The organism is Maribacter confluentis, from assembly GCF_030505015.1.
GTDB classification, from domain to species: Bacteria; Bacteroidota; Bacteroidia; order Flavobacteriales; family Flavobacteriaceae; genus Maribacter; species Maribacter sedimenticola.
Map to the genome: position 1 here is coordinate 2,580,519 of NZ_JAUKUC010000001.1, position 26,123 is coordinate 2,606,641.

The window sequence follows — 26,123 nt, forward strand, 5'->3', positions numbered from 1 at the left end:
CTTAGATGAAAATGTTGTTTTACAATTTGGTTCTGAACTAAAATACCGTGACCTAAACATAACTAAGTACTCATGGAGAAAAAGAAATTTGATGTTTTTGTAATAGGTAGCGGTATTGCCGGACAAACGGTGGCCAAAGCATGTGTAGAAGCAGGAAAGAAAGTGGCCATTGCAGATATTCGTGAATTTGGAGGTACTTGTGCCAATAGAGGGTGTGATCCCAAAAAGGTGTTGATCGGTGCCACGGAAGCATTGGAACAGGCAGAAAATTTAAAAGGAAAAGGACTGCGAACAAAGACCCAAATTGATTGGAAGCAATTACAAAAGTTTAAAAAAAGCTTTACCGATAAAATACCTGCTGGCACAGAAAAGGAATTAAAGGATCTTGGAATTAAATTATATCATCAATCTCCAAAATTCTTGGATGAACACACCTTATCCATAGAGGGTAAAACGGTTTCCGCGGAAAAGATTATCATAGCAACAGGTTTGGTACCTAGACCCCTTTCCATTACTGGAGCCAAACACCTTATGGTCAGCGACGATTTTTTAGATTTAAAAAAACTGCCCAAACATATTGTCTTTATTGGAGCAGGATATATAGCCATGGAATTTGCACATATTGCGGCAAGGGCCGGGGCTGCGGTTACAGTCTTGGATACAGGAAAGAGAGCTTTGAAAGCTTTTGATCCGGACTTGGTCAAGGAACTGACCAAATATTCCGAATCGCTGGGAATTAAGTTTGTGTTTGGGGCCAATCCCATTGCATTGAAAAAGAAGCGTAAGCGATATAAGCTTACCTATGAAACAAAAGGAGGTGCCAAGTCCATAAAATCCTATGCGGTTTTCAATACTGCGGGCAGGGTACCTGCAATAAAGGAACTGGATTTGGAAAAAGGTGATGTTGCTTTTAATAATGCGGGTGTGGTTACCAATGCCTATCTGCAAAGCACCAGCAATGCCAATGTATATGCCTGTGGTGACGTATCCGATAAAAATTTGCCTTTGACCCCATTATCCGGTAGGCAAGGCTATGTGGTTTCCGAAAATATTTTAAAAGGTAACTCCAAGGAACTAAGCGTTCCTGTAATTCCTTCAGTGGTATTTACTTTACCCCATTTGGCCACTGTTGGATATTCGGAAAAAGAGGCCCGTGGTAGGTATAAAAAGATAAGGGTAAATTATGATGTTGTACCCGGTTGGTTCAATGCAAAACGGATCAATGCGCCACTGTATGCCTATAAGGTAATCATGAACGATCGTACAGGTGAAATTGTTGGGGCACATATTCTAGGTCCCAATGCCGGGGAGACTATAAATATGTTTGCATTGGCCATTAATAAAGGAATGACGGATAAGGATATAAAATCTACACTTTTTACCTATCCTAGTTGGACCAATGATTTAAAAAGTATGGTTTAAGGTCTTTGACCTAACCGTTCCTGAAGTTTTTTAAACGGATTTGTTTTTCGGTTTTTATACCCATGAACCATGATGGCCATTAACAATAGGATACTGCCCACCAAAGCGGTATTTGCTATCGTGGAATACGTGTCTTGGTGCCTAATATAAATGGCAAATAATGCCCAGATTCCTACTGCGGCAAATTCTCTCATATTTCTTTTCCAGACCATTATCAAGTTAAGAACTATGGCTACAATAATCATATTTATGGTCCATGCCTGTTCTGAAAGTATACCGCCGTTCCAATCAAGCTTACTTAGATATGCCGAGATATTTGCAATTGTAGCTACGGATATCCAGCCACTGTATATACAAATAGGCCACCAGATAAAGGCAATGGTCGTTATGGGCGCATCCCAACGTTCCATATTGGTGTTTAAAATAATTTTTATGAGAGAAAGTAAAATGCCTAGCATAATCAGGACAGACAAGCTTGTATAATCATAAACAAAGGCAAACACCCAACAGCAATTTAAAATATTGGCTATTACAAACCAATACCCGGTTTGCTCAATAAACATACTTTCCTTATTACTGAAAAACGCACGCTTAACTTGAAAAATACCGTATGCCAACAGTGCCAAGAAAATAATGCCCCATATGGCAAAGGCATAGCCTGCCGGCGTAAACAGATTTTCATAACGTGCACTTATTTCCCCGATCGTGGTATTATTGAACGACATGGACTGGGAAATGTAATTGACCCCAATGACCAATAGTACCGATACTAAATTTAAAATGGCCAGTTTTTTCTTCATAATGTCTAAAGCTAGCATGATAAATTTAGAGAAAAGAACTTTTTTAAGGAATTAAATGCACTATTTACTACGCCGCCGTTTTTTCTTCACCTCTTTAATGGGTACGGGAAGTACCGCATCTCCTAAAAGGGCATAGACTTCGCAGCCATTGCATGGTTCTAAGGTAAAAGTGCCGGTAAATTCGCCAAATGCGGGTAAGATCATTTGGTGTTCAGTTTTGTAAAAACAAGGAAGTTTTACGGTTTGCCGTCCTAATCCACTTAATTTAATGGCTGGGTGAATATGGCCGGAAAAATTAAATAGTCCGTCACGTTCCATAGGGTGGTGGGTCAATAAAAAAGAACCTAGTACCATTTCTTCCACTACGTTTATCCCTATTGCCTTGTACTTTAATGGGGACAATATATCATGGTTGCCGCTGACCAAAATAATATCCAAGGTTTTTTCTTGTACCCAATTCTCGAAAATTTCCCATTCCCTATTTAACGATGAGTGGAACAGATCACCCATAAAGACTAGGGTCTTTGGTTTAAAATATGCAATGGACTCATCCATCATATCAAAATTTTTTTGAACTGCGGCCTGCGGTACGGCCGCTCCATATTTTCTAAAATGCGATACCTTGCCCAAATGCACATCACTTACCAAAAGCATGGAACGTTCTTCCCAGAAAAGTGTTCCGGAGGAATGCATTTTAAAGGATTGATCACGAATTTGAATGGGGTGGGCCATAAACCCACAAAGATAATAAATAGAAAGTCGATCCGTTATGTCTTGGTAATTTTAAACCAACCTTAATAATATCTGAATGAAAAAAGTATTTATTTTATGTAGTATAATAGCATTGGGCCTATTTACATCTTGTAGTAACGATGAAAATACGGAAGAATCTGAAAATGCGTTAATTGGATCATGGCAACTTGTTGCGGAATACGATAATGATGAGGCTTATGAATTGACTACGTGTGAACTTGAACAGACTATTGTCTTTAAAGCGGACAACTCTTATCAATACATAAGCTATTCTCCTACGGATGATGAGGGAAGTGAATGTGCGGTAGATGATTATTCTACCATTGGTGACTGGTCTATTACTTCTAAAGGAAAGATGATGATTTCAGATGATTATATAGAAATAGAAGTAAATTATACCGTATCTGGAGATACATTTACGATGTCCTATACCGATTCTTATGATGGCGAGGATTATTCGGTAAAAAGTGTCTATACCAAAATTTAAATTATTGAATATCAATATTGTTGACCCACTATGGCCAAAGGTTATAGTGGGTTTTTTATTTTTTCATTAGCAGGGCGGCCATTTTTTTTATACGATCTTCTAATTTTTCACTTGATAATTTTTCCCTGTTCATACGCTCGGTAATCAATGGAAAAGAGAATGGTGTAGCCTTATCACATTGTTTCCATATAATGTTCTGTGTGGCAATACGCTCTAACGATAACCGTAAACGTCCTTCTTCCAACTGATGTTCAAAGGTTTCTGTAAAAGCTTGTTGGTAAAGCAGATTCTCCGGTTCGTAATCACGAAAGACATCGAACAGTAATTGCGAGTTGCTCTGCAAATGTTTCATTTTGATGTTCTTTTTAGGATAGCCGGTAAAAACCATACCACTAATAATGGCCACGTCCCTAAATTTACGCCGTGCCATTTCCGTGGCATTTAGACTTTTTTGCAAATCGTCCAGCATATAATCCGTGGAGAACAGATCATTGTCAAGAACTTGTTGTATATCTATGGGTTGGTCGGATAAAAGCTCAAAGCCATAATCGTTGAAGGCCAAGGAAAAAGTTATGGGCGTCAATAAACTAATACGGTACCCTAATAAACTACCCATGGCCTCATGCACGAACCTACCTTCAAACGGATAAAAGATATGGGTATACCCTTCGCGGGTCTTGAAGGATTCTATTAAAAATTCATTGGGCCTGGGCACTATACTTTCTCTCCTCTGACGTTCAAATAAAGGGGCCAACGCCCGTATTTCTTTAGATTGTTTTTCTTTTGGTTCGCTAGAACTATAGAGTTCCTCCCTTAGTAATTCTGACATTTGTGCGGACAGGGTGAGTCTACTGCCCATCCAACTTGTAATTTTATTCGTTTTTTTATTGGAATTCCTTACTTGTACGGTCATATCCTTGATCCGTATAAATTCTAAATTCCTACCGGCAAAGGTAAATACGTCACCCCTGTTCAATTTAGATATAAAAAACTCTTCTACAGAACCTATATATCCGCCTTTTTGATATTTTACCGCTAAATTGGCATCGCCCACAATGGTGCCGATCTGAAATCTATGGCGCATGGCTACACCTTTATTGGTTACGGTAAATTTGCCATCTTCCTCAACTTCTACCTTTTTATATTCATCATAGGACTGTAGGCTTTGGCTGCCCATTACCAAAAAATTCAACAACCATTGCCATTTCTCCTCGGTTATCGCTTGAAAACAGAACGTTTCCTTAATCTCCCTGTAAATTTCCTTGGGGTAAAAACCATTGGATATTGCCAAAGTGGTCAAGTATTGCAGCAATACATCATAACTATTTAGATAGGGCAAACGGTCCTCGACGGAATTAAGTTTTACCGCTTTTTGTAATGCCGACGCCTCTATAAGTTCTATGGCATGTGTAGGTAAAAAGTAAATGACACTTTCCTTGCCCGGTCTATGTCCGCTGCGGCCCGCCCTTTGTAAAAACCTTGCCACCCCTTTTGGCCCGCCAATTTGAACTACCGTTTCTACCGGTGCAAAATCAACACCCAAATCTAAACTTGAAGTACAAACAACTGCTTTTAAATCTTCATTACGGATCGCATTTTCTACCCAAACCCTTGTTTCTTTATTAATGCTTCCATGATGCATTGCCATTTCACCGGCATATTCAGGATGTTTTTCGAGTATGTTTTGAAACCAGATTTCACATTGGCTGCGTGTATTGGTAAACAATAAGGTGGTTGTACTGTGGTTGATTATTGGTACCACATCTTCCAATAAATGCAAACCCAAATGACCACGCCATGGAAACGTCTCCATTTTTTTGGGTATGATGCTCTTGACCGTGATTTTTTTATTGATATTGGCCTTGATCAAAATAGAATTATCAAAGGCATTGGTGCCGGGACCCAACAAAACTTCACGCGCTTGTTCCAAATTACCAATGGTGGCAGATATTCCCCAAATGCGCAATTCTTTTGAAATACCCTTTAAACGAGAAAGGGCCAGCTCCATCTGTACGCCTCTTTTGGTACCTAAAATTTCATGCCATTCGTCGACTACGATTGCAGAGCAGTCTTTAAAAATTTTATTATACCCCTTGGTGGCCAATAGTAATTGCAAACTTTCTGGTGTGGTAATGAGCAGGTCTGGCATTTGTTTCTTTTGCCGTGCCCGTTCTTTCGTAGATGTATCACCTGATCGGATGCCAACGGTCATTTGTGTGCCCAAGTCTGCCGTTACCCTTTCCGCAGATTGTTTTATTTCTTGGGAAAGTGCACGTAGGGGTGTTATCCAGACCGCTTTTAGTCCCTTTTTATGTTTGGTCCGGTACTGCGGATTCTGTTTCATATAGTTCAATACTATAGGAAACCAGAGTGCATAGGTCTTGCCACTTCCGGTGGGGGCGTTCAATAATCCGTTTTTACCCTGTAGAAAAGCCTTCCAAGTATCTTTTTGGAATTTAAACGGTTTCCAATGTTGTTCTTGAAACCATTCTTGGGCAATATTAAACAATTCTTCTCTGTTCATTATCTGGTATAACCATCAAATTACTTGTAGCTATTTTTCAACGGATTCCTTACTTTTCTGTTCCTTTTTTTTTATTTTGGATTCTGGGGCCGTACCTGGAATCAGTTGTTTTAGATCTTTCAAGGTATTGGCCTCATGGATATTCTTATCTTTTCGCCAGCGTAACATTCTTGGAAACCGTGTAGCGACACCACTTTTATGACGTTTTGACAATGCGATACCTTCAAAAGCAATTTCAAATACATGATACGGAGTTACGCTTCTAACAGGACCAAAGCGTTCCAAGGTATTTTTTTTGATCCAGGCATCCAGTTTTCTAAATTCGGCATCGGTTAGTCCGGAATATGCTTTTGCAAAGGTGACCAGTTCTTTTTCTCCTTCGTCATTATCGTTCCATAAAGCAAAGGTGTAATCCGTAAACAAATTGCTTCGTCTACCATGGCCGCGCATGGCATAGGTCAGCACGGCATCAATGGTCAAGGGGTCCACCTTCCATTTCCACCAATCGCCCTTTTTTCTACCTGCCAAATACGGGGAATCTTTTCGCTTGAGCATTAAACCTTCACTATGCATTTCACGGGCACGTTCCCGTTCTTTTGCAACGTCTTCCCATGATGTGAAATATATAGTTTCCGAAAGATGAAGGGGGATATCACTTCGGCTACGCTCAGCGACCTCACTCCGGCTAAGCTCAGTGACCTCACTTTGGTTTTGTTCAGTGACATTTTTAAAAAGATTTTCCAAAATATGTCTTCGTTCCTTAAAAGGTAATTGGCGTATATCCTTTCCTTCCCATTCCAAGAGATCATAGGCTTTTAAAATGACCGGTACTTTTTTTAGCAATGCAGCAGAAACTGTTTTTCTGCCAATTCTAGTTTGAAGGTAATTGAAGGTACCGATATGATTATTTGGATAGGGTAATATTTCACCATCTATGACCGTACCGTTGGGTATAGTACCAATAAATTTTTCAAATTCAGGGTACTTGTCGGTAACCAATTCTTCGCCACGGCTCCATACAAATAGTTCATCATTTCTAAGGATTACTTGAGAACGAATTCCGTCCCATTTATGTTCCGCAGACCAAGCGGTAACATCGCCTAAATCCTCTACTTCATCTTCTATGGCGTATGCTAAATAAAATGGATATGGTTTTGATAAATAATCACTTTCATTCTCCTCTAAAATGAGTTGTTGAAAGGTAATGGTGTTAGGGTCCCATTTACCCATGAGCTTATAGGCCAAAATATCCTCATCTATTTCTGTAGCTTTGGCCAAGGCGCGCGTCATTAGTTTTTGGCTTACCCCAATTCTGAAGCCTCCGGTGATAAGCTTTGTGAACACAAAACGCTCATAGTAGTTTAGGACCTTCCAGTTCTCGTGCAGATAGTTCTTCTTTTCTTCATCCGATTTTTTCTTCAGCGCAATCATTTCCTGTAGATATTCTGTAAGACTTTTATCCGAAGAAAGTTCCGTGGCGGGGATTATCAATGCGATGGTTTCGGCCAAATCTCCAACTATATGGTAACTTTCCTCAAAAAGCCATAATGGGATATTGGCCAGTTCTGATGCCCATTCCCTTAATAAGGTCGTATTGACAGGTCTTGGAGGCCTACGATGCGATAAAATAGCTATAGTCCATACCTTGTCAACATCACTTGCATTTCTAAAATAGGTGGTAAGCGCCTGAACTTTGACCGTTGTCTTATTGGTGCTATCCAATGCTTTTATGAGTAGAGCAAAATTTTTCATACCGTTGCCGTTGACTTTGAAGCTAACGCAACTTCTGTTTCTTCCTCCCCATATTGTGTGGCTTCCGTACGGGCATCGTAGCCCCGTTCCCGTAGGTATCTGGAAAATATGTCCGTATACCCGTGGGTGCATATTATTTTCTCTGCCCCGGTTTCCTTGATACTGCTCAATAGTCCGCTCCAGTCGCAATGATCGCTGAGAACAAATCCTTTGTCCACGGCCCTTCTTCTCCTTGCCCCTCTAAAGGTCATCCACCCACTGGCCGAGGCCGTTACGTAGGGCACCATTTTGCGGATCCATGTACTGCCATGGGCACTAGGCGGAGCCAGTACAATGTTGCCCAATAATTGATCCTTTTTGGTATCCCTGGTAATCAAGGTGGTTTTTGGAAAATCTACCAAAGGGCGTAGCACCTCTGTCATGTTTTCAATAGCCCCATGGGTGTAGATTTCACCTATATCGGTATCAAGATATTTAAGTAGTCTCTGCGCTTTTCCCAAGCTGTAGCCAAATAAGATAGAGGTTTTGCCTTCAGCCCTGTTCTCTGCCCACCAATTGTTGATATCCGCCAACACCACATCTTGAGGTGTCCAGGTAAAGGCAGGTAGGCCAAAAGTGCATTCCGTAATAAATGTATGGCATTTAATAGGTTCGTAAGGGGTGGAAATACCATCGTTTTCCGTTTTATAATCTCCGGTAAAAACCCATACCTCCCCTTTGTGTTCTACCCTTATCTGAGAAGAACCTATGATATGACCGGCCGGATGCAGGCTAAATTTTACATTGTTTATGAGAAAGGGTTCTCCCCACTGTTTTCCAGCAACATTTATTTCCCCTAAACGATGGGAAATTATAGGTACGTTTCTATGATGCGTAATGTAATGTTTATGACCATAGCGGCTATGGTCTGCATGGCCATGGGATATTATTGCCTTGTCCACAGGTTTCCATGGGTCTAGATATACTTTTGCTTTTTCGCAATAGATACCCTTGTCCGTAAATTGTAAAAGGGGTGTTTTCATAGCTACCGAAAGTTACGAACTTTACAGGTAAACAAAGTTGTGGACAATGTAAACTATGACCTCTAAAAAATTTATATTTGCTCAATAATTAAAAATTACGATATGTCTTTTGCAGATTTATATACTAGTGGTGAGCACAGAAGAAATTTGGCCCATTTTGCCGCATTGGCAACATTGGCATCCATTGACGGAGAAATAAGTGCCGAGGAAAAAGCCTTGTTAGACCGTTTTGCAAGTAAATTGGATATTACCAAGGCGGAATATGAAGAGGTTCTTAAAAAAGAGAACAAGTATCCTATAGATTCTACTCCGGATTCTGAGAAAAGGCTTGAGCGTTTATATGACCTGTTCAGAATAATTTATTCTGATCATGCCATTGATGACGAAGAAATGATATTGATAAAGAAGTATGCTATTGGACTAGGATTTACTGGTGAAAAAGCTGATAAAGTCATTGAGCGTTCTATAGCAATATTTGGCGGAAAAATAGATTTTGAAGATTATCTATATCTGCTAAAGCACTAAATATGTGCGGTTAAAATATAAAAAAGGGAGCGTTACGCTCCCTTTTTTAATGGTATTTATTTAAAAATTCCTGAAGTTTTTCAACCATTTTCCTGCTACCGCAGAAAAACGGTACACGTTGGTGCAACTCGGTCGGTTCTATGTCCATAATACGGCTTTTTCCACCAATGGCCAGGCCATTGGCCTGCTCCGCAAGAAAGGCCATAGGATTGCATTCATAGAGCAATCTTAGTTTGCCACTTTCCGTAACACTGCTTTTAGGATACATATAAATGCCTCCTTTAATCATATTTCTATGAAAATCAGATACCAATGAACCTATGTATCTTGAAGTATAGGGCCGGTCACCCTCTTCCATTTGACAATATTTTATATAATCCTTTACGCCTTGATGAAAATGGACGTAATTTCCTTCGTTGACCGAATAAATTTTACCTTCTTCTGGAAATTGCATGTTAGGGTGGGAAAGGTAAAAGGTACCCAAGGCCGGGTTTAAGGTAAACCCATTAACCCCATCACCTGTGGTATATACCAGCATGGTAGATGTACCATATACCACGTACCCTGCAGCAACCTGCTTATTTCCGGGTTGTAAAAAATCTTCTATGGTTACCGGTGTTCCTACCGGTGTAACCCGTCGGTAAATGGAAAAGATCGTACCTACCGAAACATTTACATCTATGTTGGACGAACCGTCCAGGGGATCAATCAGAACTATATATTTGTTCTGGTTATTTTTGTCATAACTGTTAATACTGATGAAACTATCCTCTTCTTCAGATGCAATACCACAGACAATTTCCCTATTGCGCAACGTCTGTATAAACTTGTCGTTTGCAAATAGATCTAGTTTTTGCTGGTCTTCACCTTGTATATTGGTTTCACCAACTCCACCTAATATATCTATTAACCCGGCTTTACTAACCTCATGGTTTACAACTTTTGCCGCTAGTCTAATAGCGTTGATCAATTTTGATAATTCGCCTGAGGAATATTGAAATGAATCTTGATTTTCAATGATAAACTCTCCAAGTGTTTGGTTTGTTTTAGGTGCCATGCTTTAGTTTATAGTTATTTACAAATATCCGATATTTTGTTAAACGTTCAATTTAGATTTTAATTTCATTTTTTAAATTTATAACTTTGTGTTTTATTTGTAACAATTATGAAATATACAATTCGTGAGGGACAACCAAAAGACATGGAACAGGTTTTGAACTTAATTCATGAGCTGGCTTCTTTTGAAAAGGAAGCACATGCGGTTGAGCTTAGTTTAGAGGATTTACAAAGAGATGGTTTTGAAGATAACCTTTTTCATTGTTTTGTTGCGGAAAAGGAAGATAAAATTGTAGGCATGGCATTGGTTTATCCAAGGTATTCTACGTGGAAGGGACCGGTCATTCATTTAGAAGACCTCATTGTGACCAAAGAAATGCGTGGAAGCGGTTTGGGAACCTCCCTATTGAACGAAGTTGTAAAATACGGTAATGACCTAGGTGTTAAGCGGATCAGTTGGGAAGTATTGGATTGGAACGAGCCCGCCATTGGTTTTTATGAAAGTAAGGGCGCAAACGTAATGCGCGATTGGGATGTGGTTCAATTAGATGAAGCGGGAATAAAAAATTACTTGAGCGCTATTGCTTAGGCATCACATTGATTAAATAAGATTTTAAATATAAAATATACTATGAGGGTTTTTAAATTTGGGGGAGCGTCCGTTAAAGATGCAAATGCCGTTAGAAATGTAGTAAAGGTTCTGAAAGAAGTAGGATATGACAATACATTATTGGTTGTATCCGCTATGGGTAAGACCACCAATGCAATGGAAGACATAATTAATGCCTATTTTCAGGACAAGAACGATATTCCTTCCAAAGTAGCGGAGTTGGTAGACTATCATCACGAAATAGTATCGGAACTATTTCCTAATGCACAGCATCCGATCTATAACGAAATAAAAATCTTAATTGATGAAATCAATGGTTTTTTGGTATGGAACAAATCTCCCAATTACAATTTTGTCTATGACCAGGTAGTGGGTTATGGGGAATTGATTTCCACGACCATCATAAGTGCTTATTTAAAGGAAATAGGCATTGCCAATAATTGGTTGGATGTGCGCAATTTTATTAAGACTGATAGTGTGTATAGGGATACAACCGTTAATTGGGAGCGTACACAGGAAAATGTTACCAAAATCGATAAAAAGGTATTGAACATTACACAAGGATTCTTAGGTAGTGATGACAATAATTTTACCACCACCTTGGGCCGGGAAGGTTCTGACTATACTGCGGCAATCTTGGCGTATTGCCTTAATGCAGATTCCGTCACCATTTGGAAAGATGTACCTGGCGTATTGAATGCAGACCCCAGGTATTTCAAAGAGACCCAACTGCTAAACAACATTTCTTACAGAGAGGCTATTGAGCTTGCCTTTTACGGGGCTTCTGTTATACACCCAAAAACATTGCAGCCGTTACAGCGCAAGGAGATTCCCCTGCATGTAAAATCATTTATAAATCCTGTTAACAAAGGTACCACGGTAGGTAAAGGTGTGGGCATTGAACCAAAAGTACCTTGTTTTATCGTTAAAAAGAATCAAGTATTGATGAAATTGTCTTCTTTGGATTTTTCATTTATCGTAGAAGATAGTATCAGTGAACTTTTTAAATTATTCCATGAGCACAAGATAAAAGTTGACCTGATCCAAAATTCTGCCATTAGTTTTTCTGTATGTGTAGACAATAAATTTGGTGGCTTGGAAAAATTATTACAACAATTGCGCAGCAAGTTTAAGGTTGCATATCATGAAAATGTTTCATTGTACACCATACGCCACTTTGATACCAAGGCCTTGGAATCCTTACAGAACGGACATGAATTGCTTTTAGAACAACGTGGTACGGAAACCGTACAGCTTGTGGTTAAATAACCCTAAGTTGCAACATGGGTTTTTAAAGAACTACCCTTCTGCTATTTTCCTATATTTACGATCTAAATGAGGAAGAGAATATGGGTCTAGTAACCGCTAAAGAAATAGCCAAGGCGATCAACCTTACCAAATATGGTGTTTTAGGAACATTTATTGGTTGGGTGTTAATGAAAGTTACCCGTATATCAAGTATCAACAAGTTTTATGATAGCATTGCGCATTTGGATGGCGAGGCTTTTGCAAATGCTATTTTAGAACATTTTGAAATTGATTACGAAATACCGGAGGAAGATTATAAACGCCTACCAAAAGAAGGACCTTATGTGACCATTAGCAACCACCCATTGGGTGCTATAGACGGTATCTTACTTTTTAAACTAATGGTAAAACAAAGGCCCGATTTTAAGATAATGGCCAATTTTTTATTGCAGCGTATGGTGCCTATTGAGCCTTATATTCTTCCGGTAAACCCGTTTACGGAACACAAGGAGGCCAAGAGCAGTGTAGCCGGTTTTAAGAACACTTTACAACATTTAAGAAACGGTCATGTACTTGGTGTTTTTCCTGCCGGCGAAGTATCCACCATCAAGGACGGTAAACTTATTGTGGACAAACCATGGGAAGAAGCGGTTTTGAAATTGATACGTAAGGCAGAAGTTCCCGTAGTTCCTATTTATTTTCATGCCCGCAATAGTTCCTTGTTCTATCGTATTTCCAAATTTGGCGATTCTCTGCGTACCGCCATGATACCTTCCCAAGTTTTTACCCAGAACAATAGGCCTATAAAAGTAAGAATTGGTCAGCCTATATCCGTGGCTACACAAAAGGAGCAGGAAAGTTTGGTAGAGTATACGGAACTTTTACGCCGTAAGACCTATATACTTTCCAATGCGTACGAAAAGGAACGTTTGATCGATCAGATACCAACTTCACTAAAGTTGCCAAAGCAACCCAAAAAAATAGCTTCTGCGGTACGCAAGGAGGTTATGGAAGGTGAAATTGATAAACTTAGGGAGAAAGATTGCCGTCTTCTTCAAAGTAAAAATTACGAAGTATTCTTGGCCAAGGAAAAGGATATGCCTTTTATCCTAAAGGAAATAGGTAGACAGCGCGAAGTGACCTTTAGGGCAATAGGCGAGGGGACCAACAAGGCCATTGACCTAGATACGTTCGATACGTATTATCATCATCTGTTTTTATGGGATAATGATGTAAAATGTATTGTTGGGGCCTACCGTATGGGAATGGGCTCGGAAATATTTCCAAAGTACGGAATAGACGGATTTTATCTGCAAGATCTTTTTAGGGTAGAGCCAGAATTGTATGATATGATGAAGGATTCCATTGAGATGGGAAGGGCCTACATTACAAAGGAATATCAACAAAAACCAATGCCCTTATTTTTGTTGTGGAAAGGTATTGTGCATACCACTTTAAGATTTCCTGAGCACAAATACCTTATTGGTGGGGTAAGTATCAGTAATCAGTTTTCTAACTTCTCCAAATCATTAATGATCGAATTTATGAAATCTAATTATTGGGATCCCTATGTAGCCCAATACATTAGGCCCAAAAAAGAGTTCAAGGTAAAACTAAAAGATGCGGACAAAGAGTTTGTGTTTGATGAAACACAGGCCGATCTTAACAAGTTTGATCGTTTAATCGATGAGGTGGAGCCCGGCAGCTTACGTTTGCCCGTACTTATAAAGAAGTATATCAAACAAAACGCGAAAGTGGTGGCGTTTAACGTTGATCCCTTATTCAATAATTCTGTAGACGGATTAATGTACATTAAAATTTCAGATTTACCAGAGAGCACCGTAAAACCGGTTATGGAGGAATTTCAGGCAGAACTTGAACGTAGATTGCAAGAGGCACAAAATCCTGATATTGATAGTGAAAACGTGTAGTTTAATCTACGCCAATTACCTTGCTTCTTCTTTCAAAAAGTACATTGTCCATCCATATACCTTTTAATTTACCCACCCGCTCGCGTACTCCTATTTGTCTAAAACCAACAGCTTTATGTACTTTTATGCTACCAATGTTTGTTGGAAATACACCAGATTGTAAGGTCCATATACCTTCCTTCTCGCTCGCTTGGATCAAATGCGACAATAATTGCTTGCCAATACCTTTTCCCCTGCTAGATTGGGATATATAGATGCTTACCTCCGCTACGCCACCATATACACATCTGCTGGAAACAGGGGATAGTGCGGCCCATCCTAAAATTTTAGATTCGTTTAAGGCTACCAACCTACAAATTTCCATATGGGCCCTGTCCCATACTTCATAGGATGGAATTTCAGTTTCAAAAGTAGCTACACCTGTAGCAATACCTTCAGCGTAAATGTCAGCTACAGATTCCCAATCTGTAGCCAACATAGGTCTTATCGTTAGTTTTGCCATCACTATTTATTTTAACAACATCCACTGCCAGGAGCACATGCCGTTTCCGTGGTCTGTTCAGAAGTCTCTGGAACTCCACAAGTTTCTTTTGCCTTACAGTCTGTCTTTTCTACACCCAAATGTACAATTAAACTGTCTTCCTTGATTTGGTGTGACAATACATATAATTGGGCCGTATGAAAAGTAGCATTGCTATATTCAAATTTGACCTCTACCTCTTTTTCCATAGGCTTTATTTTATCAACCTTGTTCAAAATACCCAAGGCTTTGTATGCGGACATATATTCTCTTTTTCCTAGTTCTGATGGACTTTCCCATAATTGAATTATGGTTTCTTTCCATGCATCTGTACCCGCACCACAATCCACAGATTCAATACTGATATTTTTGACCTCAGTAATGTGATAATTTGTTCCTACCAAAGCGCCTGGTTTATATTCAAAAACTAAGGCTTTATTTGAATTTTGCTTTAAAAGATTTAAAAATTCCGATGTTTTCATGTTAAATGATTTTTATTAGCAACAATTGTTTTTAGTGGTATTAAAAAAGGAATTGACCAAAGATTGGATTTCTGCCCAACGTGCTAGATCAATACAGTAGCATACTTTTTTACCCTCAATTTCCCCTTTGATCAGATCAATGCTTTTTAATTCTTTAAGGTGTTGGGATATTGTTGGTTGGGCCAAGCCGATTTCATCTACAATATCATTGCAGATGCAAGACTCTTGTTGGCTTATATATTGTAATATGGCAATTCTAGCGGGATTGGATAGAACCTTGAAAACTATAGCCAGTTCGTTCTGTTTTGTATTGAAAATTTGCGTTTTGGTTACTCCCATTGTAATATTTATATATTGCAATATTACGATAATAAATGGTATAAAAAAAGCCGAGCTGTATTTTACTCGGCTTTATATGGTTAGAACCAAGGTTTTCTACCAACTTGGTAGGTGTTATAAAACTCTTCGTCTGATTTTGTCAAGTAGATAATTCCTTCAATTAGGCCAATTACCGATGGTATCCATATAAATAATAGTCCAATTGCTAGACAGGATAATACCCATGCAGCAATAGAAACACCTAATAAGATGAAACCTTCTTTTTGATATCCTAATATAAATTTATGGACCCCTAACGAACCTAGTAGTATTGCTAGGATTCCTGCTAAAACCTTCTTGTTTTCGCCCCCGGCACCGCTAAAGGCTTCTTTGGCACCTGCCGTAAATTCATCAGCGGTTCTTTTTGCATTTTCACTAAACTCGTTTGCCGTTTCTTTGGCTTCATTTGAAAAATCCTTTGCAGATTCTTTGGCGTTGTCAAAAGCATCCTCTGCTTTATCTCCGAAGTCTTTATTGTTTTCTGACATGGTTATAATTGTTGGTTATTACTGTTATAAATGTAAAGAAATATTAATGATTACAAAAATGCTGTATCAATTGGTTCCCAGAGCTCTAATTTATTACCGTCCGGGTCTAATATCCAACCAAATTTACCATACTCATATTCCTCAATTTTACCCACAACAGTAACCCCTTCAGACTTTAATACCTCAAGTAATTCCACTAAATTTTCTACCCTAAAGTTCATCATAAAGCTAGATTTACTGGGTGAAAAATAGGTAGTATCCTTTGGCATAGGGCTCCACTGTGTGGAACAATCGTTTCCTTCCTTGTCCTTCCACCAGAACGTGCAACCAAATTGGTCCGTATTTAATCCTAAATGAGTGTTATACCAGTCCTTGATTTTATTTGGGTCATTGGTCTTATAAAAAAAGCCACCTAAGCCGGTTACTCTATTCTTCATAGTATGTACTTTTTAGTTATTGTTATTTTTTATATGCTGTTCATATATCTCAATCCATGATTTGGCACTCATTTTTGTACATAACTCCCCTATAAGTTGGTAAGGAATGTCGTCTATTTTTTTAAAGCGGATGCAACTCTTACCCATATCCAGTTTTTGAGCCGTGTGCTTTGGGTATTCTTGGACGAACCAAGACATTAAACCATTGTCCGCATATATACCGGAGTGATATAGGGCTATATAATTCTTCTGTGACGCCAAATTAATAAAAGATAAGGGTAATGCTGGATTAACATGATAACCTGATGGGTAGACAGCGTGGGGAACCACATAACCTAACATGCCGTAACTAAGCTGTTCTTCAAAAGTAGTGGGTAAATTTTTACGTATGGTAGCCCGCAGTTGTTCAATTACCTTTTTGCGTTCCACTGGAAGTTGATTTATATAATCTTCTGGTGTACTTGCGGAAAATTTCATGGTTAGTGCATTTAAATCAAAAGTAATATTTGCTAGCCATAGTAAGTTATGAAAATTAATTGATGGATATGCTTAGCAAAATTTATTTTTAATTTTATCCACGACAGTCTGTGCAAGTTTTATTTTGCTTTCAACGGTCCAACCTGCTACGTGGGGAGATAATATTACATTATCGGCTTTGATCAGATATTCAAATGCATCTGGTAATTGGTCATCCGTAAACATATGTTCAAAAGATGCTTTTTCGTATTCCAGAACATCTAGACCGGCGCCTAATATTTTTCCGGACTTTAAAGCCGCTACCAAGTCTTGGGTATCAATGCATTTTCCCCTAGCGGTATTAATGATCCAAAAGGATTTTTTAAATTTCTCTATAAATTCTGTACGGAACATGCCAATGGTATCTTCGGTTTGTGGTACATGAAGACTAATGACATCTACACGATCTTGGAATTCCATTATGCCTACTTGCCTTGCATGTTCATCTTCTACGCCACCCTTTATATCATAACATATGACTTCCTCAACATCAAAACCTTTTAGTTTTTTAGCAAAGGCCTTGCCCATATTGCCATAGCCGATAATACCTACAACTTTTCCTTCCAATTCTAACCCTCTATTACCTTCCCGGTCCCATTTTCCGCTTCTTACTTCATGGTCCGCTTTGTTCAGTTTATTGAAAAGTGATAGTAACATACCTAGCGCATGTTCCCCCACTGCATTTCTATTGCCTTCTGGTGCAGCGGCCAAAAAAACGCCCAAGGATTTTGCAAACTGTGTGTCTATATTCTCTAGTCCTGCCCCAAGTCTACCAATAAATTTTAGATTTTTGGCCTTATCCAAAAAATCCGCGTCAATGGAAAACCTGCTTCTAATTATAATTCCGTCGTAATGGGATACCCTTTTTGCTATCTCTTCTTTCGTGGAAGTATAATCCTCATGGTTCTCAAAGCCAAGTTCAGAAAATTGTTCTATAATTAATGGGTGGTTTATATCTACGTGCAATACTTTCATGTTCTCTGGGAATTATATTTTGGGGTAGTTCGTTTTGGATATTTCATTTGTTGTTGCGCCTGTATGCTGCGTGCTTATTTTTTCAAATAAGAGCACATGTACAATTTCGCCGTTTTTGGTCATTGGGCAATGTTCCGTTCCTTTTGGCACAATAATGACCTCACCTTCCTCTACAACTTCTGTACGGTCGCGAAACTGCATGTACAAAGTTCCTTTTTGTACATGAAAGAGTTCATCCTCGTATTCATGGGCATGCCAGACAAATTCTCCTTTTACTTTTGCCAATAATACGTGCATATCATCAACAATACCTATTTGGTGGGGATGCCAAAATGAATCTACATGTTTAAACTTATCGTTAAGATTAATTTTTTTCATTTGTCAACCAATATTGTATTTCTACGACTTACATCCTTCTAAGCCTCTTTGTCAAATACTAAATTCCAAGAATAAGTTTGGCAATGGAGAAGTAGATTAAAATACCGAATATATCATTGCTCGTAGTAATAAAAGGCCCCGTAGCAATTGCAGGGTCTATGCCACGTTTGTCCAAAAACAACGGAACAAAGGTTCCTATAAAGCCCGCAACGACAATTACCGCAATCAGGGAAATAGAAATGGCCAATGATGTGGGGAAATCCCCTTTCCATATCCAGGTAAAAATCAATAATAAACACGAAAGAATAAAACCGTTCAATAAAGCCAATAACATTTCTTTGATCAACCGATCACTTATACTGCCCTTAATGTCATCGTTGGCCAAGCCCTGTACGATAATTGCGCTAGACTGTACACCTACATTACCGGCCATTGCCGCTATGAGCGGGGTAAATAAAAACAAGACGGTGTATTCACGAAACATTTCCTCAAAACCACCCATAATGACAGCTGCCGCAGCACCCCCAAACAAACCTAAAATTAACCATGGCAATCGTGCCCTGGTAAGTTCCCAAATACTTGCATCTGCCTCTACACCTTGAGATATACCGGCGGCCAATTGATAATCTCGCTCAGCCTCTTCCTTTATTACGTCTACAATATCATCAATGGTAATACGGCCTACTAATCTTCCTATCTCATCTACTACCGGTATGGCTTCAAGGTCATATTTGCTCATAATACGAGCTACTTCCTCTGGGTCTTCGTTTACGTTTACAGAATCTACATTTTTGATGAACACATCCTTGATATGTGTCTTTGTGGAAGTGGTCAACAAATCCTTTAAGGATAATCTACCCTTTAACTTATCTTCATCATCAACCACATAAATGGAATGTACACGGGTAACATTTTCTGCTTGGGCCCTCATCTCCTTAACGCAAGTAAGCACATTCCAATTCTCATTTACTTTTACGAGCTCTTTTGCCATGAGTCCGCCTGCAGAATTTTCAGCATATCGCAAAAGGTCTACAATATCCTTGGCATGTTCCCGGTCTTCTATTTTAGAGATTACTTCCTGGACCTGTTCTTTTGGAAGTTCACCAATAATATCTGCAGCATCATCTGTGTCAAGTTCACCAAGTTCACTGGCAATTTCCTTAGAAGATAGGTTTCGTAGAATAGCTTCTCGGACATCTTCATCCAGCTCGGTAAGAATATCGGAAGTTTTATCACTATCCAATAACTTGATCAAATAGGTAGCCTCATCATCATCCAATTCATTAATGATTTCGGCAATATCAGCATAATGAACGTCTATAAATAGCGTATTTAATTCAGCATCATTTCTGTTTTCAATGAGCTGTTCTATATTATGTACAAGTTCTTCTGTTAGTTTAAAGGGTGTCATCTGCTATCTTCTTCGTCAAGGCTATAAAATCTACGACCGATAGTTGTTCTGGTCGTTGGTCAAATATAGTATCTTCTTTGAGATTATCTGAAAGTGTAAAGGTTTTTAAACTATTGCGCAAGGTCTTTCTACGCTGGTTAAAAGCGGTTTTGACTACTCTTTTGAATAATTGTTCGTCGCAAGGAAGTTGGTAATTGGTTTTTCTTACCATACGTAAAACTCCGGACTGCACTTTTGGAGGGGGGTCAAACACCTCTGGTGGTACCGTAAAAAGATATTCCGTATCATAATATGCTTGTGCCAATACAGAGAGTATGCCATAAGTTTTGCTGCCTTCCTGTGCGCAAATACGTTCTGCCACTTCTTTTTGGAACATTCCTGAAAATTCAGGGACCAGGTCACGATGTTCCAACATTTTAAAAACTATTTGGGTAGATATATTGTAAGGGAAGTTTCCTGTAATTCCAAAAGGTTGGTTGTTGAACAGTTCGTTAAGGTCATAATTTAAGAAATCTGCCTCTATTACTTTAAAGGAACCCTTGCCCTGCAATACGGCAAAATGTTCCATTGGAAACGTTTCATTTAGATATCTGATAGATTCCGCATCCAAATCCATGGCAACAAGATCAATATCCCTGTCCAATAGATATTTGGTCAAAACCCCTGTACCCGGACCAATTTCAATTACGTTTCTGTACTCCTTTTGTAAAAGGGTGTCTGCAATTGACTTTGCAATTGCCTCATCTATTAAAAAATGTTGGCCTAAATGTTTTTTTGCTTTTACGGGACCTTTATCGTGGTGCTTTTTTGGAGCATACCTGTCATTCTTGTTTTTTTTTCTTTTTGTCCCCATATTATGCGTTTAAATGCTCCTTATTTGGAAATATATACCCATGCATTTCTGCCAGAGCCAAGTTCTATCTGTATGCGCTTGTACGCCTCACCCTCATATTCGTCAGCTTTTTGTAATTCTTGGTGGGTCAATGTATATACTTGTCCTTTGATATTATCTTTGACATTACCGGTATGTTGCAGGGTTGGATATAGTCCGGCTACTTTTTTTTCAGAAACTACATATTGTGCAAGTTCATCCTCAAAACCTGTTAACGCCCTTGAGAAAACGCCTAGTTGTATATCCTGTTCCTGTAGCGTACCATAGGTGAACAATAAATGAGTGGCCGTGGCCCGTTGCACAAAATATTCATCTACGACTTCCAATTCTGTTTTGAAAGAAACCAGTTTCCCCGCAAACTTCTTTTCTATTTGTGCTATCAAGCGCGGAGCATCTTCATTATAATACCTTTCTAAGGTGGCTTTATCCTTAACGGAATATTGAATGGAGTAGGTTTCTCCGCCCATATCTTCCTCTACCAAAACTTTGGTGAACTTTGCACTTAGAAATTTTCCTGTGGACAATACTTCCGGTATATGAACCTGCTTCATCCATTGCAACCATTCTGTATGGTAAGCTTCTTCTATATTGGTAGTAATATTATAAATAAACATGTTGGCGTACAGGTTGAGATTTAACAATTTTGACAACTGCAAAGTTAAATTAAGTAGTTGCCATTTTTAGACTAATTCTGTAAACTTTTAGTTAATGGCGTCTCCCCTGAGAATTCTAAAATTCTTTCTGGCTTGAGGAAAGTAGTAACTATCTTGGTAGTTGTAGATGATTTGCTCATAATGTTCCCTGGCCTTTATATTGTCCTTGAACTCTTTTCTATAAAGTTCGGCCAAGGCAAAATGCGCATCGTCAGCCAATATTCCCTTATTATAGAAGGTGATAATTTTTTGATAGTTGAACTGCGCCTCCTCATATTTTTTTTGCGTTTCCAGTAACTGAGCTTGTTTAAACAAAGCATCGTCCTCAATTTTTTCACCTTTGTGGTTTTCAAGGATGTCATTCAAGGCCGTAATAGCTTCCGTTGTTTTGTTTTGATAGGCAAGAAAATCTGCCCGCGCATATTTTTTCAAGGCGGTCTGGGTAGAGTCTTCCAAGGAATTGTCGGAAATTAACAGACTTAACTGCATGGCATCATTGGCAATTAACTGGGATGTTGAGCCGCGTAGTACTTTTAATTGGGTAAGGGCCCAGTCAAAATCTCCTTTATAGAAGCTGGTTTGAGCTACTTTATATCTGGCATCCTGCCCTAAAACATCATTTTTTAATTTTTGTTGAATTTGGGAAAAATAGATCAGTGCTTCATTAAATTTTTTATCGAATACCAATATGTCTCCCAATGCTAATTTTATATAGGCGGTACCCCTGGTGTTCAAAGGAAGGTCTAAACTATTTTTCAATAGGGTTTCCGCTGGTTTGGGGTCGTTTTTTTTAAAGGTCAGAAATTTTGCATAGGCTACCTGAAGTTGCAGTGTCTGCGGTCTGTAGCCATATTTATCTATTAGGGTTTCGTATGTATTTTGAACATTGTCAAGATTGACCTTAGAATCATTCAACGCTATGTCTATAAGATGTAATTCTGCGTTCAGTTGTGTAACCTCGTCATTGGTATTGTCAATGATAAACTCAAAGATATCTTTTGCTACATCAAAACCCTGTTCTTCCAAAGCCTGTTCTCCCAAACCTTCCATTCTCATGGTTGAATTACCATCAATACGTTTGTAAATTGCTTTTTCCTGTCTAAACGCACTACCAAACTGTTTTTGTTGAACAAATAACCAACTCAGCAACTCGTTCCAAAGAATATTCGGATTTTTTTGAGCCCTTTCCAAGAGTACTTTTTTAAAGGAAATATTGTTGGGGTCCTCTGCATTCTCAGATATAAAATCATCAATACTTCTAAGGATATTTGATTTGGATGTTTTGCCTTCACTTACCAAATTCAAATAGGCATTGTACATATTCTCTATTTTGCCCTGTTCACCATAAATACGTGCCAATTGATAATTGTAATCCAAACCCGGGTTTAATTGCATGGCTTTTTTAAAAGCCTCTATGGCCAAGTCCAATAAGCTGTAGTTTTGAAACCGCAATCCTATGGCGTAACCATAATTAGGATTCTTTTGTATAATATTAAGTGCCTTGTCATAGTAAATGGTTGCCTCTTTCCCTAATTCTTGCAAGGCATAGTTGTAGCCCAGATCAACTAAAAGCGTGGGATAGGGATTTCTCTCATTCAACCTATTCCTTAGGAAATCACCGGCATCTATATAACGCTCTAATTGTTGGTAGCAAGAAACCAGATCCTGTGCGTACTCTGTTCTACGTGGATTTTTCTCTACCAATTTTTCATAGAATACGACCGCCTTTTCAAAATCACCATCGGCAAAATATTGTTTTGCCAAAAAATCATCTTGGGACCATGCCATGCCCATCATGGCGAAAAAGGCTATGAAAAAAAATATTTTTCGCATATTCAAAGATACATAGAATGTACAAAGTTCAATTTATAAGGCTGATGACAACTAAACAAACCTATTAATTTTAAAGTTGTTTGTGGGAACCATCACAATTTGGCATTCGTTTGGAAAGACCGCAGGTACAATCGTTTAATCCTTTTCCATTTAGTATTCGCTGTGTGTTTTTGGAAATTCTATTGCTGCGGGTATTGGATTGTTTAGGTTGTGAAAAATGTAATAAATAACCTTTTTGGCGCCCAGGGGTAAGGCTGTTGAACGCAGTTTCCAAATTGGGGTCTTCGGAAAATTTTTGGGTAAGTTCCTTGGGAACGGGATAGTCCGTCACTTTCTTCACCTGAACCTTTTTTCCAGATTCCTCATTTTGTGCGGCTTCCAGGATATAATCCTTGATCGTTTGCCGTAACGTTTGTATTTCTCCAACATCTGTAAATCTGATTTGGCGACCAGATTGTGTATGTTGGGTTTGTTGAATCAAGAGATTGTAAGGATCTTTAAGAAGTGCCCCTTTATAAAACAAGATGGCACAATATTCTTTAAATCCATGCAGTAGTACAATGTTCTTGTTTTTATAAGTATAACAAGGATGTTTCCATTTAAACGCTTCCGTTAGGCCACACTCAAGAATTATTGCTCTTAGCTCCCTGAGCTCTGATTGCCACTTATTTATACCATCTAGATAATCATCTACCTCTTTAATCATGTGTTTAGGGGGGTATTACATTAATCGGACATTATATTAGTTTCAAAACCGTCAATACTTTGGGTGTTTTTATTTTTCCAATACGCTTCAATATTTTTGCTTCCTTGTTTGCTTGCCCAATCATTTAATGTAGTTCGTTCTTCTTTATAATCCATGTAGGGTACAGCAAATCCGCATGAAGTCTGTACAAGTTCTACATGCATTTCAATTATTTGCCTGGCCCCAATGTTTTTTGGAAAGAGTTTTTCGTATTTCATAAACTGATTATCCCGTTTATGATAAATCTCTGCTTTTCCATAAAGGCGTAGTATCATAGGTTTTCCTTCAAAAGCGCAGAACATGATGGTCATTCTTTTATTCTTAAGTAAATGGGCGGCAGTTTCATTTCCACTACCGGTCAAGTTTAGCCATACAATGGTATTGGCATCTATAACCCTAAATGAATCTGTTCCTTTTGGAGATACATTTACGCTACCTGTAGCGGCAGCCGTACCTACAAAGAATATTTTTTGTTGCTCAATGAACTGTTGTAGTTGAGGCGTAATACTGTCCAGTTGCTTGCCCATAGGTATTGTTAATTTCTAAGAAGTTACATGAAGTAAATAACCAAGGTAATAAAAACGGCTTTAATCCAAAATGAACTAAAGCCGTTATTAACTGAATGAATGTAGGTTTATTGATCCACAAAACCAACCACCTCATAGGCCCTAGTTCCATTTATTTGGATAGCTTCATAAAGTACATTTGAAAATTCATAATATGTATACCCATCTATTTCCACACGTTCGTAGCCATCTGGCAACTCTTGGATTACCGTTCCTATTTCTGGATCAACAACTTCATATTGATCATTAATTGGGGCATAAAAAACACCATTGGCCCAATAATAGGTTCTAGACGGTCTATTTATTCTAATAAAGCCAGCTGGCAACGTTTGTATTCTAAAGCCAACTTTTGGGGCTATTACAATATATCTTCCAGCAGAATAGGTGTAAAATCTATTTCCCGAATAGTAATAATTGTTGCCCCTGTGTACAATTGTTGTTCTTTTGGGTAACGTTCTAACCGCTACAATCTTTTTTTTAGGTTTTTTATATACTACACGGCTACTTGGTATACGTGGATTATCTTTTTTGATAATTACGGTCTTACCGGTTCGTCTTGAATTTTGCGCATATGTCTTTTCTGAAAACGAAACCAGCATAATGAGCGCTAAAATAATTGGAATACTATTTAATGTTGTTTTCATAATACATGGTTTTATAATGCTTGTATGACCATGTTTTTTCTAGATGGTTTAATTTTTAAGTAAACTTTAATAGGTTTGGCAAGATTCTATAAGTAATGTCTAGCAGGTTAAAATCACCATGCTTTATAGATGTCATAATTCTTCCGGAACAATTACCCCGTACATTAATTAATACCAATACATATTTTGTTGCCGGTAGGATCAACGACCCAATAGCCGTTGATGGTTTTTTCATACCAGTTTATACTGTGTAATGCTTGCTCTAATTTTTCTTTAGCTGTATAATATAGTTGAAAATGGTTTAAGCCGGCATTTTCACTGGGAGCCAATGGTCTGTTGCTCCCGTGCCAAGAATTTAGGGCTATCCTATGTTGGTAATCTGCACCATCCCCTAAATCCGCAAACATGTATTGGGGTAAATTGTTGGCTTCGGTATAGCCTAATTTTTTGTAAAACCCATTGGATTTTTGAACATTGTTGGCATATAAATGAATATGTCCAATATAGGTGTCAGAAGCAATAAATCTATGAAGGTCATTGACTTGCAATGCGGACATTACTTCATCTAGATTTAATCTTTCCGATGCTGATCGTATTACGCCATCTGTACCCTCCATCCAAATTCCACCTTCGCTGATCACTCCTTTTAAGCGTTCTGGGGTTTCTAAGGTAAATTCTATGATAATTCCATCCGGGTCTTCTAGATAGATGGATTTAGATGCGGTATGGTCGGTAGGGGAGTACGGATATTTTTTAATGTTCAGTCTATGTACCATACTTGCAAATTCAGCTTCATTGGGTGCATGAACCGCAAAATGATATAAACCGCTGTACCCTTTTTGAAATGGAAATTTGGCCTTTTCATGAACTACGACCAATGTTCTTTTCTCCGTACCAAATTCAGCAATATTCTTGTTGGTCCCCCTAAGTTGCATACCTACTATTTCTGTCCAAAAATAGGTAGACCTTTCAAGGTCAATATTGTTGATATGTACCGGGCTAAAAGTAGCAAGTTTATTTTTTGGGTTGCCTCCGCCGTTAGTTCTCTGCATTGAATTGGTCAATTAAAATTTAC

Annotated in this window: 28 protein-coding genes; 6 read left to right on the plus strand and 22 right to left on the minus strand. The window is 38.5% G+C overall.

The features are described from left to right. The first annotated feature begins 72 nt into the window (after window positions 1-72). Window positions 73-1,422, plus strand: a complete 1,350-nt coding sequence (locus tag Q2T41_RS11255; protein WP_304436170.1) for a dihydrolipoyl dehydrogenase family protein — start codon at window positions 73-75, stop codon at window positions 1,420-1,422. Here Q2T41_RS11255 and Q2T41_RS11260 read toward each other — a convergent pair. Beyond that, window positions 1,419-2,222, minus strand: coding sequence for a TspO-related membrane protein (locus Q2T41_RS11260; protein WP_304436171.1), 804 nt, complete (start codon window positions 2,220-2,222; stop codon window positions 1,419-1,421). The genes Q2T41_RS11255 and Q2T41_RS11260 overlap by 4 nt on opposite strands. A 60-nt stretch (window positions 2,223-2,282) precedes the next feature. Further along, the gene (gene pdeM, locus Q2T41_RS11265; RefSeq protein WP_304436172.1) at window positions 2,283-2,954 is read right to left on the minus strand and encodes a ligase-associated DNA damage response endonuclease PdeM; all 672 of its coding nucleotides are present in this window, start codon (window positions 2,952-2,954) and stop codon (window positions 2,283-2,285) included. Window positions 2,955-3,030: 76 nt separating this feature from the next. Between pdeM and Q2T41_RS11270 the strand changes: the two genes are divergently transcribed. Further along, on the plus strand, window positions 3,031-3,462 hold the full coding sequence (locus tag Q2T41_RS11270) for a lipocalin-like domain-containing protein (protein WP_304436173.1): 432 nt from the start codon (window positions 3,031-3,033) through the stop codon (window positions 3,460-3,462). A gap of 55 nt (window positions 3,463-3,517) precedes the next feature. Here the strand turns inward: Q2T41_RS11270 and Q2T41_RS11275 are convergent, their stop codons facing one another. From Q2T41_RS11275 to Q2T41_RS11285, 3 genes are read right to left on the minus strand one after another with little or no spacing between them, the layout of a single operon-like run. After that, window positions 3,518-5,986, minus strand: a complete 2,469-nt coding sequence (locus tag Q2T41_RS11275; RefSeq protein ID WP_304436174.1) for a ligase-associated DNA damage response DEXH box helicase — start codon at window positions 5,984-5,986, stop codon at window positions 3,518-3,520. A gap of 30 nt (window positions 5,987-6,016) precedes the next feature. Continuing rightward, window positions 6,017-7,738, minus strand: coding sequence for an ATP-dependent DNA ligase (locus Q2T41_RS11280; protein WP_304436175.1), 1,722 nt, complete (start codon window positions 7,736-7,738; stop codon window positions 6,017-6,019). Beyond that, window positions 7,735-8,760, minus strand: a complete 1,026-nt coding sequence (locus Q2T41_RS11285; RefSeq protein ID WP_304436176.1) for a ligase-associated DNA damage response exonuclease — start codon at window positions 8,758-8,760, stop codon at window positions 7,735-7,737. Before Q2T41_RS11285 ends, Q2T41_RS11280 begins: the two co-directional genes overlap by 4 nt. Before the next feature lie 102 nt (window positions 8,761-8,862). On the opposite strand from Q2T41_RS11285, the gene Q2T41_RS11290 reads away from it, so the two are divergent. Beyond that, window positions 8,863-9,285: a tellurite resistance TerB family protein gene (locus tag Q2T41_RS11290; RefSeq protein ID WP_089258909.1), complete on the plus strand. Its 423-nt coding sequence runs from the start codon at window positions 8,863-8,865 to the stop codon at window positions 9,283-9,285. 46 nt (window positions 9,286-9,331) lie between these two features. On the opposite strand, the gene fbp is transcribed toward Q2T41_RS11290, so the two are convergent. Further along, window positions 9,332-10,342, minus strand: coding sequence for a class 1 fructose-bisphosphatase (fbp, locus tag Q2T41_RS11295; RefSeq protein WP_304436177.1), 1,011 nt, complete (start codon window positions 10,340-10,342; stop codon window positions 9,332-9,334). 108 nt (window positions 10,343-10,450) lie between these two features. Between fbp and Q2T41_RS11300 the strand changes: the two genes are divergently transcribed. The 3 genes from Q2T41_RS11300 (at window position 10,451) to Q2T41_RS11310 (ending at window position 14,130) form a co-directional block, all read left to right on the plus strand. Next, window positions 10,451-10,930, plus strand: a complete 480-nt coding sequence (locus tag Q2T41_RS11300; protein ID WP_304436178.1) for a GNAT family N-acetyltransferase — start codon at window positions 10,451-10,453, stop codon at window positions 10,928-10,930. Window positions 10,931-10,972: 42 nt separating this feature from the next. Next, the gene (locus tag Q2T41_RS11305) at window positions 10,973-12,220 is read left to right on the plus strand and encodes an aspartate kinase (RefSeq protein ID WP_304436179.1); all 1,248 of its coding nucleotides are present in this window, start codon (window positions 10,973-10,975) and stop codon (window positions 12,218-12,220) included. An 80-nt stretch (window positions 12,221-12,300) separates the two neighbouring features. Continuing rightward, window positions 12,301-14,130 (plus strand): GNAT family N-acyltransferase, encoded by a 1,830-nt coding sequence (locus Q2T41_RS11310; protein ID WP_304436180.1) that lies wholly within the window; start codon window positions 12,301-12,303, stop codon window positions 14,128-14,130. A gap of 1 nt (window position 14,131) precedes the next feature. On the opposite strand, the gene Q2T41_RS11315 is transcribed toward Q2T41_RS11310, so the two are convergent. From Q2T41_RS11315 to Q2T41_RS11395, 16 genes are all read right to left on the minus strand, one after another. Next, window positions 14,132-14,632: a GNAT family N-acetyltransferase gene (locus Q2T41_RS11315; RefSeq protein ID WP_304436181.1), complete on the minus strand. Its 501-nt coding sequence runs from the start codon at window positions 14,630-14,632 to the stop codon at window positions 14,132-14,134. 11 nt (window positions 14,633-14,643) lie between these two features. After that, a complete protein-coding gene (locus tag Q2T41_RS11320; RefSeq protein ID WP_089258921.1) occupies window positions 14,644-15,132 on the minus strand; it encodes a DUF6428 family protein in 489 nt (162 codons plus the stop codon). A 15-nt stretch (window positions 15,133-15,147) separates the two neighbouring features. Continuing rightward, on the minus strand, window positions 15,148-15,471 hold the full coding sequence (locus tag Q2T41_RS11325) for an ArsR/SmtB family transcription factor (RefSeq protein ID WP_304436182.1): 324 nt from the start codon (window positions 15,469-15,471) through the stop codon (window positions 15,148-15,150). Window positions 15,472-15,551: 80 nt separating this feature from the next. Continuing rightward, on the minus strand, window positions 15,552-15,998 hold the full coding sequence (locus Q2T41_RS11330) for an NINE protein (RefSeq protein WP_089258925.1): 447 nt from the start codon (window positions 15,996-15,998) through the stop codon (window positions 15,552-15,554). Between the two features lie 50 nt (window positions 15,999-16,048). Next, on the minus strand, window positions 16,049-16,435 hold the full coding sequence (locus tag Q2T41_RS11335; RefSeq protein ID WP_304436183.1) for a VOC family protein: 387 nt from the start codon (window positions 16,433-16,435) through the stop codon (window positions 16,049-16,051). A gap of 12 nt (window positions 16,436-16,447) precedes the next feature. Then, the gene (locus Q2T41_RS11340; RefSeq protein ID WP_304436184.1) at window positions 16,448-16,912 is read right to left on the minus strand and encodes a DUF1801 domain-containing protein; all 465 of its coding nucleotides are present in this window, start codon (window positions 16,910-16,912) and stop codon (window positions 16,448-16,450) included. Between the two features lie 72 nt (window positions 16,913-16,984). Then, on the minus strand, window positions 16,985-17,926 hold the full coding sequence (locus Q2T41_RS11345) for a 2-hydroxyacid dehydrogenase (RefSeq protein WP_304436185.1): 942 nt from the start codon (window positions 17,924-17,926) through the stop codon (window positions 16,985-16,987). A gap of 12 nt (window positions 17,927-17,938) precedes the next feature. Continuing rightward, window positions 17,939-18,304 carry a cupin domain-containing protein gene (locus Q2T41_RS11350; protein ID WP_304436186.1) on the minus strand — a complete coding sequence of 122 codons (366 nt, stop codon included), beginning with the start codon at window positions 18,302-18,304 and terminating at the stop codon, window positions 17,939-17,941. Window positions 18,305-18,362: 58 nt separating this feature from the next. Continuing rightward, entirely contained in the window at window positions 18,363-19,715 is a 1,353-nt protein-coding gene (gene mgtE / locus Q2T41_RS11355) for a magnesium transporter (RefSeq protein ID WP_304436187.1), read from the minus strand. After that, window positions 19,702-20,568: a 16S rRNA (adenine(1518)-N(6)/adenine(1519)-N(6))-dimethyltransferase RsmA gene (gene rsmA / locus Q2T41_RS11360; protein WP_304436188.1), complete on the minus strand. Its 867-nt coding sequence runs from the start codon at window positions 20,566-20,568 to the stop codon at window positions 19,702-19,704. The genes mgtE and rsmA overlap by 14 nt, the downstream gene beginning before the upstream one ends. Window positions 20,569-20,588: 20 nt before the next feature. After that, window positions 20,589-21,257 carry a DUF4286 family protein gene (locus tag Q2T41_RS20790; RefSeq protein ID WP_367186859.1) on the minus strand — a complete coding sequence of 223 codons (669 nt, stop codon included), beginning with the start codon at window positions 21,255-21,257 and terminating at the stop codon, window positions 20,589-20,591. Between the two features lie 51 nt (window positions 21,258-21,308). Then, window positions 21,309-23,093 (minus strand): tetratricopeptide repeat protein, encoded by a 1,785-nt coding sequence (locus tag Q2T41_RS11375; protein ID WP_304436189.1) that lies wholly within the window; start codon window positions 23,091-23,093, stop codon window positions 21,309-21,311. Between the two features lie 70 nt (window positions 23,094-23,163). Continuing rightward, window positions 23,164-23,799 carry a DUF1801 domain-containing protein gene (locus Q2T41_RS11380; protein WP_304436190.1) on the minus strand — a complete coding sequence of 212 codons (636 nt, stop codon included), beginning with the start codon at window positions 23,797-23,799 and terminating at the stop codon, window positions 23,164-23,166. A 20-nt stretch (window positions 23,800-23,819) separates the two neighbouring features. Next, on the minus strand, window positions 23,820-24,365 hold the full coding sequence (locus Q2T41_RS11385; RefSeq protein WP_089258945.1) for a pyridoxamine 5'-phosphate oxidase family protein: 546 nt from the start codon (window positions 24,363-24,365) through the stop codon (window positions 23,820-23,822). A gap of 107 nt (window positions 24,366-24,472) precedes the next feature. Then, entirely contained in the window at window positions 24,473-25,048 is a 576-nt protein-coding gene (locus tag Q2T41_RS11390) for a DUF6515 family protein (protein WP_304436191.1), read from the minus strand. 164 nt (window positions 25,049-25,212) lie between these two features. Beyond that, entirely contained in the window at window positions 25,213-26,100 is an 888-nt protein-coding gene (locus Q2T41_RS11395; RefSeq protein WP_304436192.1) for a VOC family protein, read from the minus strand. Window positions 26,101-26,123: the final 23 nt, after the last annotated feature.

Excerpts from the sequence above, each read along its gene's own strand:
- Q2T41_RS11255 (WP_304436170.1), top strand. The coding sequence starts at position 73 with ATGGAGAAAAAGAAATTTGATGTTTTTGTAATAGGTAGCGGTATTGCC.
- Q2T41_RS11260 (WP_304436171.1), bottom strand. The coding sequence starts at position 2,222 with ATGAAGAAAAAACTGGCCATTTTAAATTTAGTATCGGTACTATTGGTC.
- pdeM (WP_304436172.1), bottom strand. The coding sequence starts at position 2,954 with ATGGCCCACCCCATTCAAATTCGTGATCAATCCTTTAAAATGCATTCC.
- Q2T41_RS11270 (WP_304436173.1), top strand. The coding sequence starts at position 3,031 with ATGAAAAAAGTATTTATTTTATGTAGTATAATAGCATTGGGCCTATTT.
- Q2T41_RS11275 (WP_304436174.1), bottom strand. The coding sequence starts at position 5,986 with ATGAACAGAGAAGAATTGTTTAATATTGCCCAAGAATGGTTTCAAGAA.
- Q2T41_RS11280 (WP_304436175.1), bottom strand. The coding sequence starts at position 7,738 with ATGAAAAATTTTGCTCTACTCATAAAAGCATTGGATAGCACCAATAAG.
- Q2T41_RS11285 (WP_304436176.1), bottom strand. The coding sequence starts at position 8,760 with ATGAAAACACCCCTTTTACAATTTACGGACAAGGGTATCTATTGCGAA.
- Q2T41_RS11290 (WP_089258909.1), top strand. The coding sequence starts at position 8,863 with ATGTCTTTTGCAGATTTATATACTAGTGGTGAGCACAGAAGAAATTTG.
- fbp (WP_304436177.1), bottom strand. The coding sequence starts at position 10,342 with ATGGCACCTAAAACAAACCAAACACTTGGAGAGTTTATCATTGAAAAT.
- Q2T41_RS11300 (WP_304436178.1), top strand. The coding sequence starts at position 10,451 with ATGAAATATACAATTCGTGAGGGACAACCAAAAGACATGGAACAGGTT.
- Q2T41_RS11305 (WP_304436179.1), top strand. The coding sequence starts at position 10,973 with ATGAGGGTTTTTAAATTTGGGGGAGCGTCCGTTAAAGATGCAAATGCC.
- Q2T41_RS11310 (WP_304436180.1), top strand. The coding sequence starts at position 12,301 with ATGGGTCTAGTAACCGCTAAAGAAATAGCCAAGGCGATCAACCTTACC.
- Q2T41_RS11315 (WP_304436181.1), bottom strand. The coding sequence starts at position 14,632 with ATGGCAAAACTAACGATAAGACCTATGTTGGCTACAGATTGGGAATCT.
- Q2T41_RS11320 (WP_089258921.1), bottom strand. The coding sequence starts at position 15,132 with ATGAAAACATCGGAATTTTTAAATCTTTTAAAGCAAAATTCAAATAAA.
- Q2T41_RS11325 (WP_304436182.1), bottom strand. The coding sequence starts at position 15,471 with ATGGGAGTAACCAAAACGCAAATTTTCAATACAAAACAGAACGAACTG.
- Q2T41_RS11330 (WP_089258925.1), bottom strand. The coding sequence starts at position 15,998 with ATGTCAGAAAACAATAAAGACTTCGGAGATAAAGCAGAGGATGCTTTT.
- Q2T41_RS11335 (WP_304436183.1), bottom strand. The coding sequence starts at position 16,435 with ATGAAGAATAGAGTAACCGGCTTAGGTGGCTTTTTTTATAAGACCAAT.
- Q2T41_RS11340 (WP_304436184.1), bottom strand. The coding sequence starts at position 16,912 with ATGAAATTTTCCGCAAGTACACCAGAAGATTATATAAATCAACTTCCA.
- Q2T41_RS11345 (WP_304436185.1), bottom strand. The coding sequence starts at position 17,926 with ATGAAAGTATTGCACGTAGATATAAACCACCCATTAATTATAGAACAA.
- Q2T41_RS11350 (WP_304436186.1), bottom strand. The coding sequence starts at position 18,304 with ATGAAAAAAATTAATCTTAACGATAAGTTTAAACATGTAGATTCATTT.
- mgtE (WP_304436187.1), bottom strand. The coding sequence starts at position 19,715 with ATGACACCCTTTAAACTAACAGAAGAACTTGTACATAATATAGAACAG.
- rsmA (WP_304436188.1), bottom strand. The coding sequence starts at position 20,568 with ATGGGGACAAAAAGAAAAAAAAACAAGAATGACAGGTATGCTCCAAAA.
- Q2T41_RS11375 (WP_304436189.1), bottom strand. The coding sequence starts at position 23,093 with ATGCGAAAAATATTTTTTTTCATAGCCTTTTTCGCCATGATGGGCATG.
- Q2T41_RS11380 (WP_304436190.1), bottom strand. The coding sequence starts at position 23,799 with ATGATTAAAGAGGTAGATGATTATCTAGATGGTATAAATAAGTGGCAA.
- Q2T41_RS11385 (WP_089258945.1), bottom strand. The coding sequence starts at position 24,365 with ATGGGCAAGCAACTGGACAGTATTACGCCTCAACTACAACAGTTCATT.
- Q2T41_RS11390 (WP_304436191.1), bottom strand. The coding sequence starts at position 25,048 with ATGAAAACAACATTAAATAGTATTCCAATTATTTTAGCGCTCATTATG.
- Q2T41_RS11395 (WP_304436192.1), bottom strand. The coding sequence starts at position 26,100 with ATGCAGAGAACTAACGGCGGAGGCAACCCAAAAAATAAACTTGCTACT.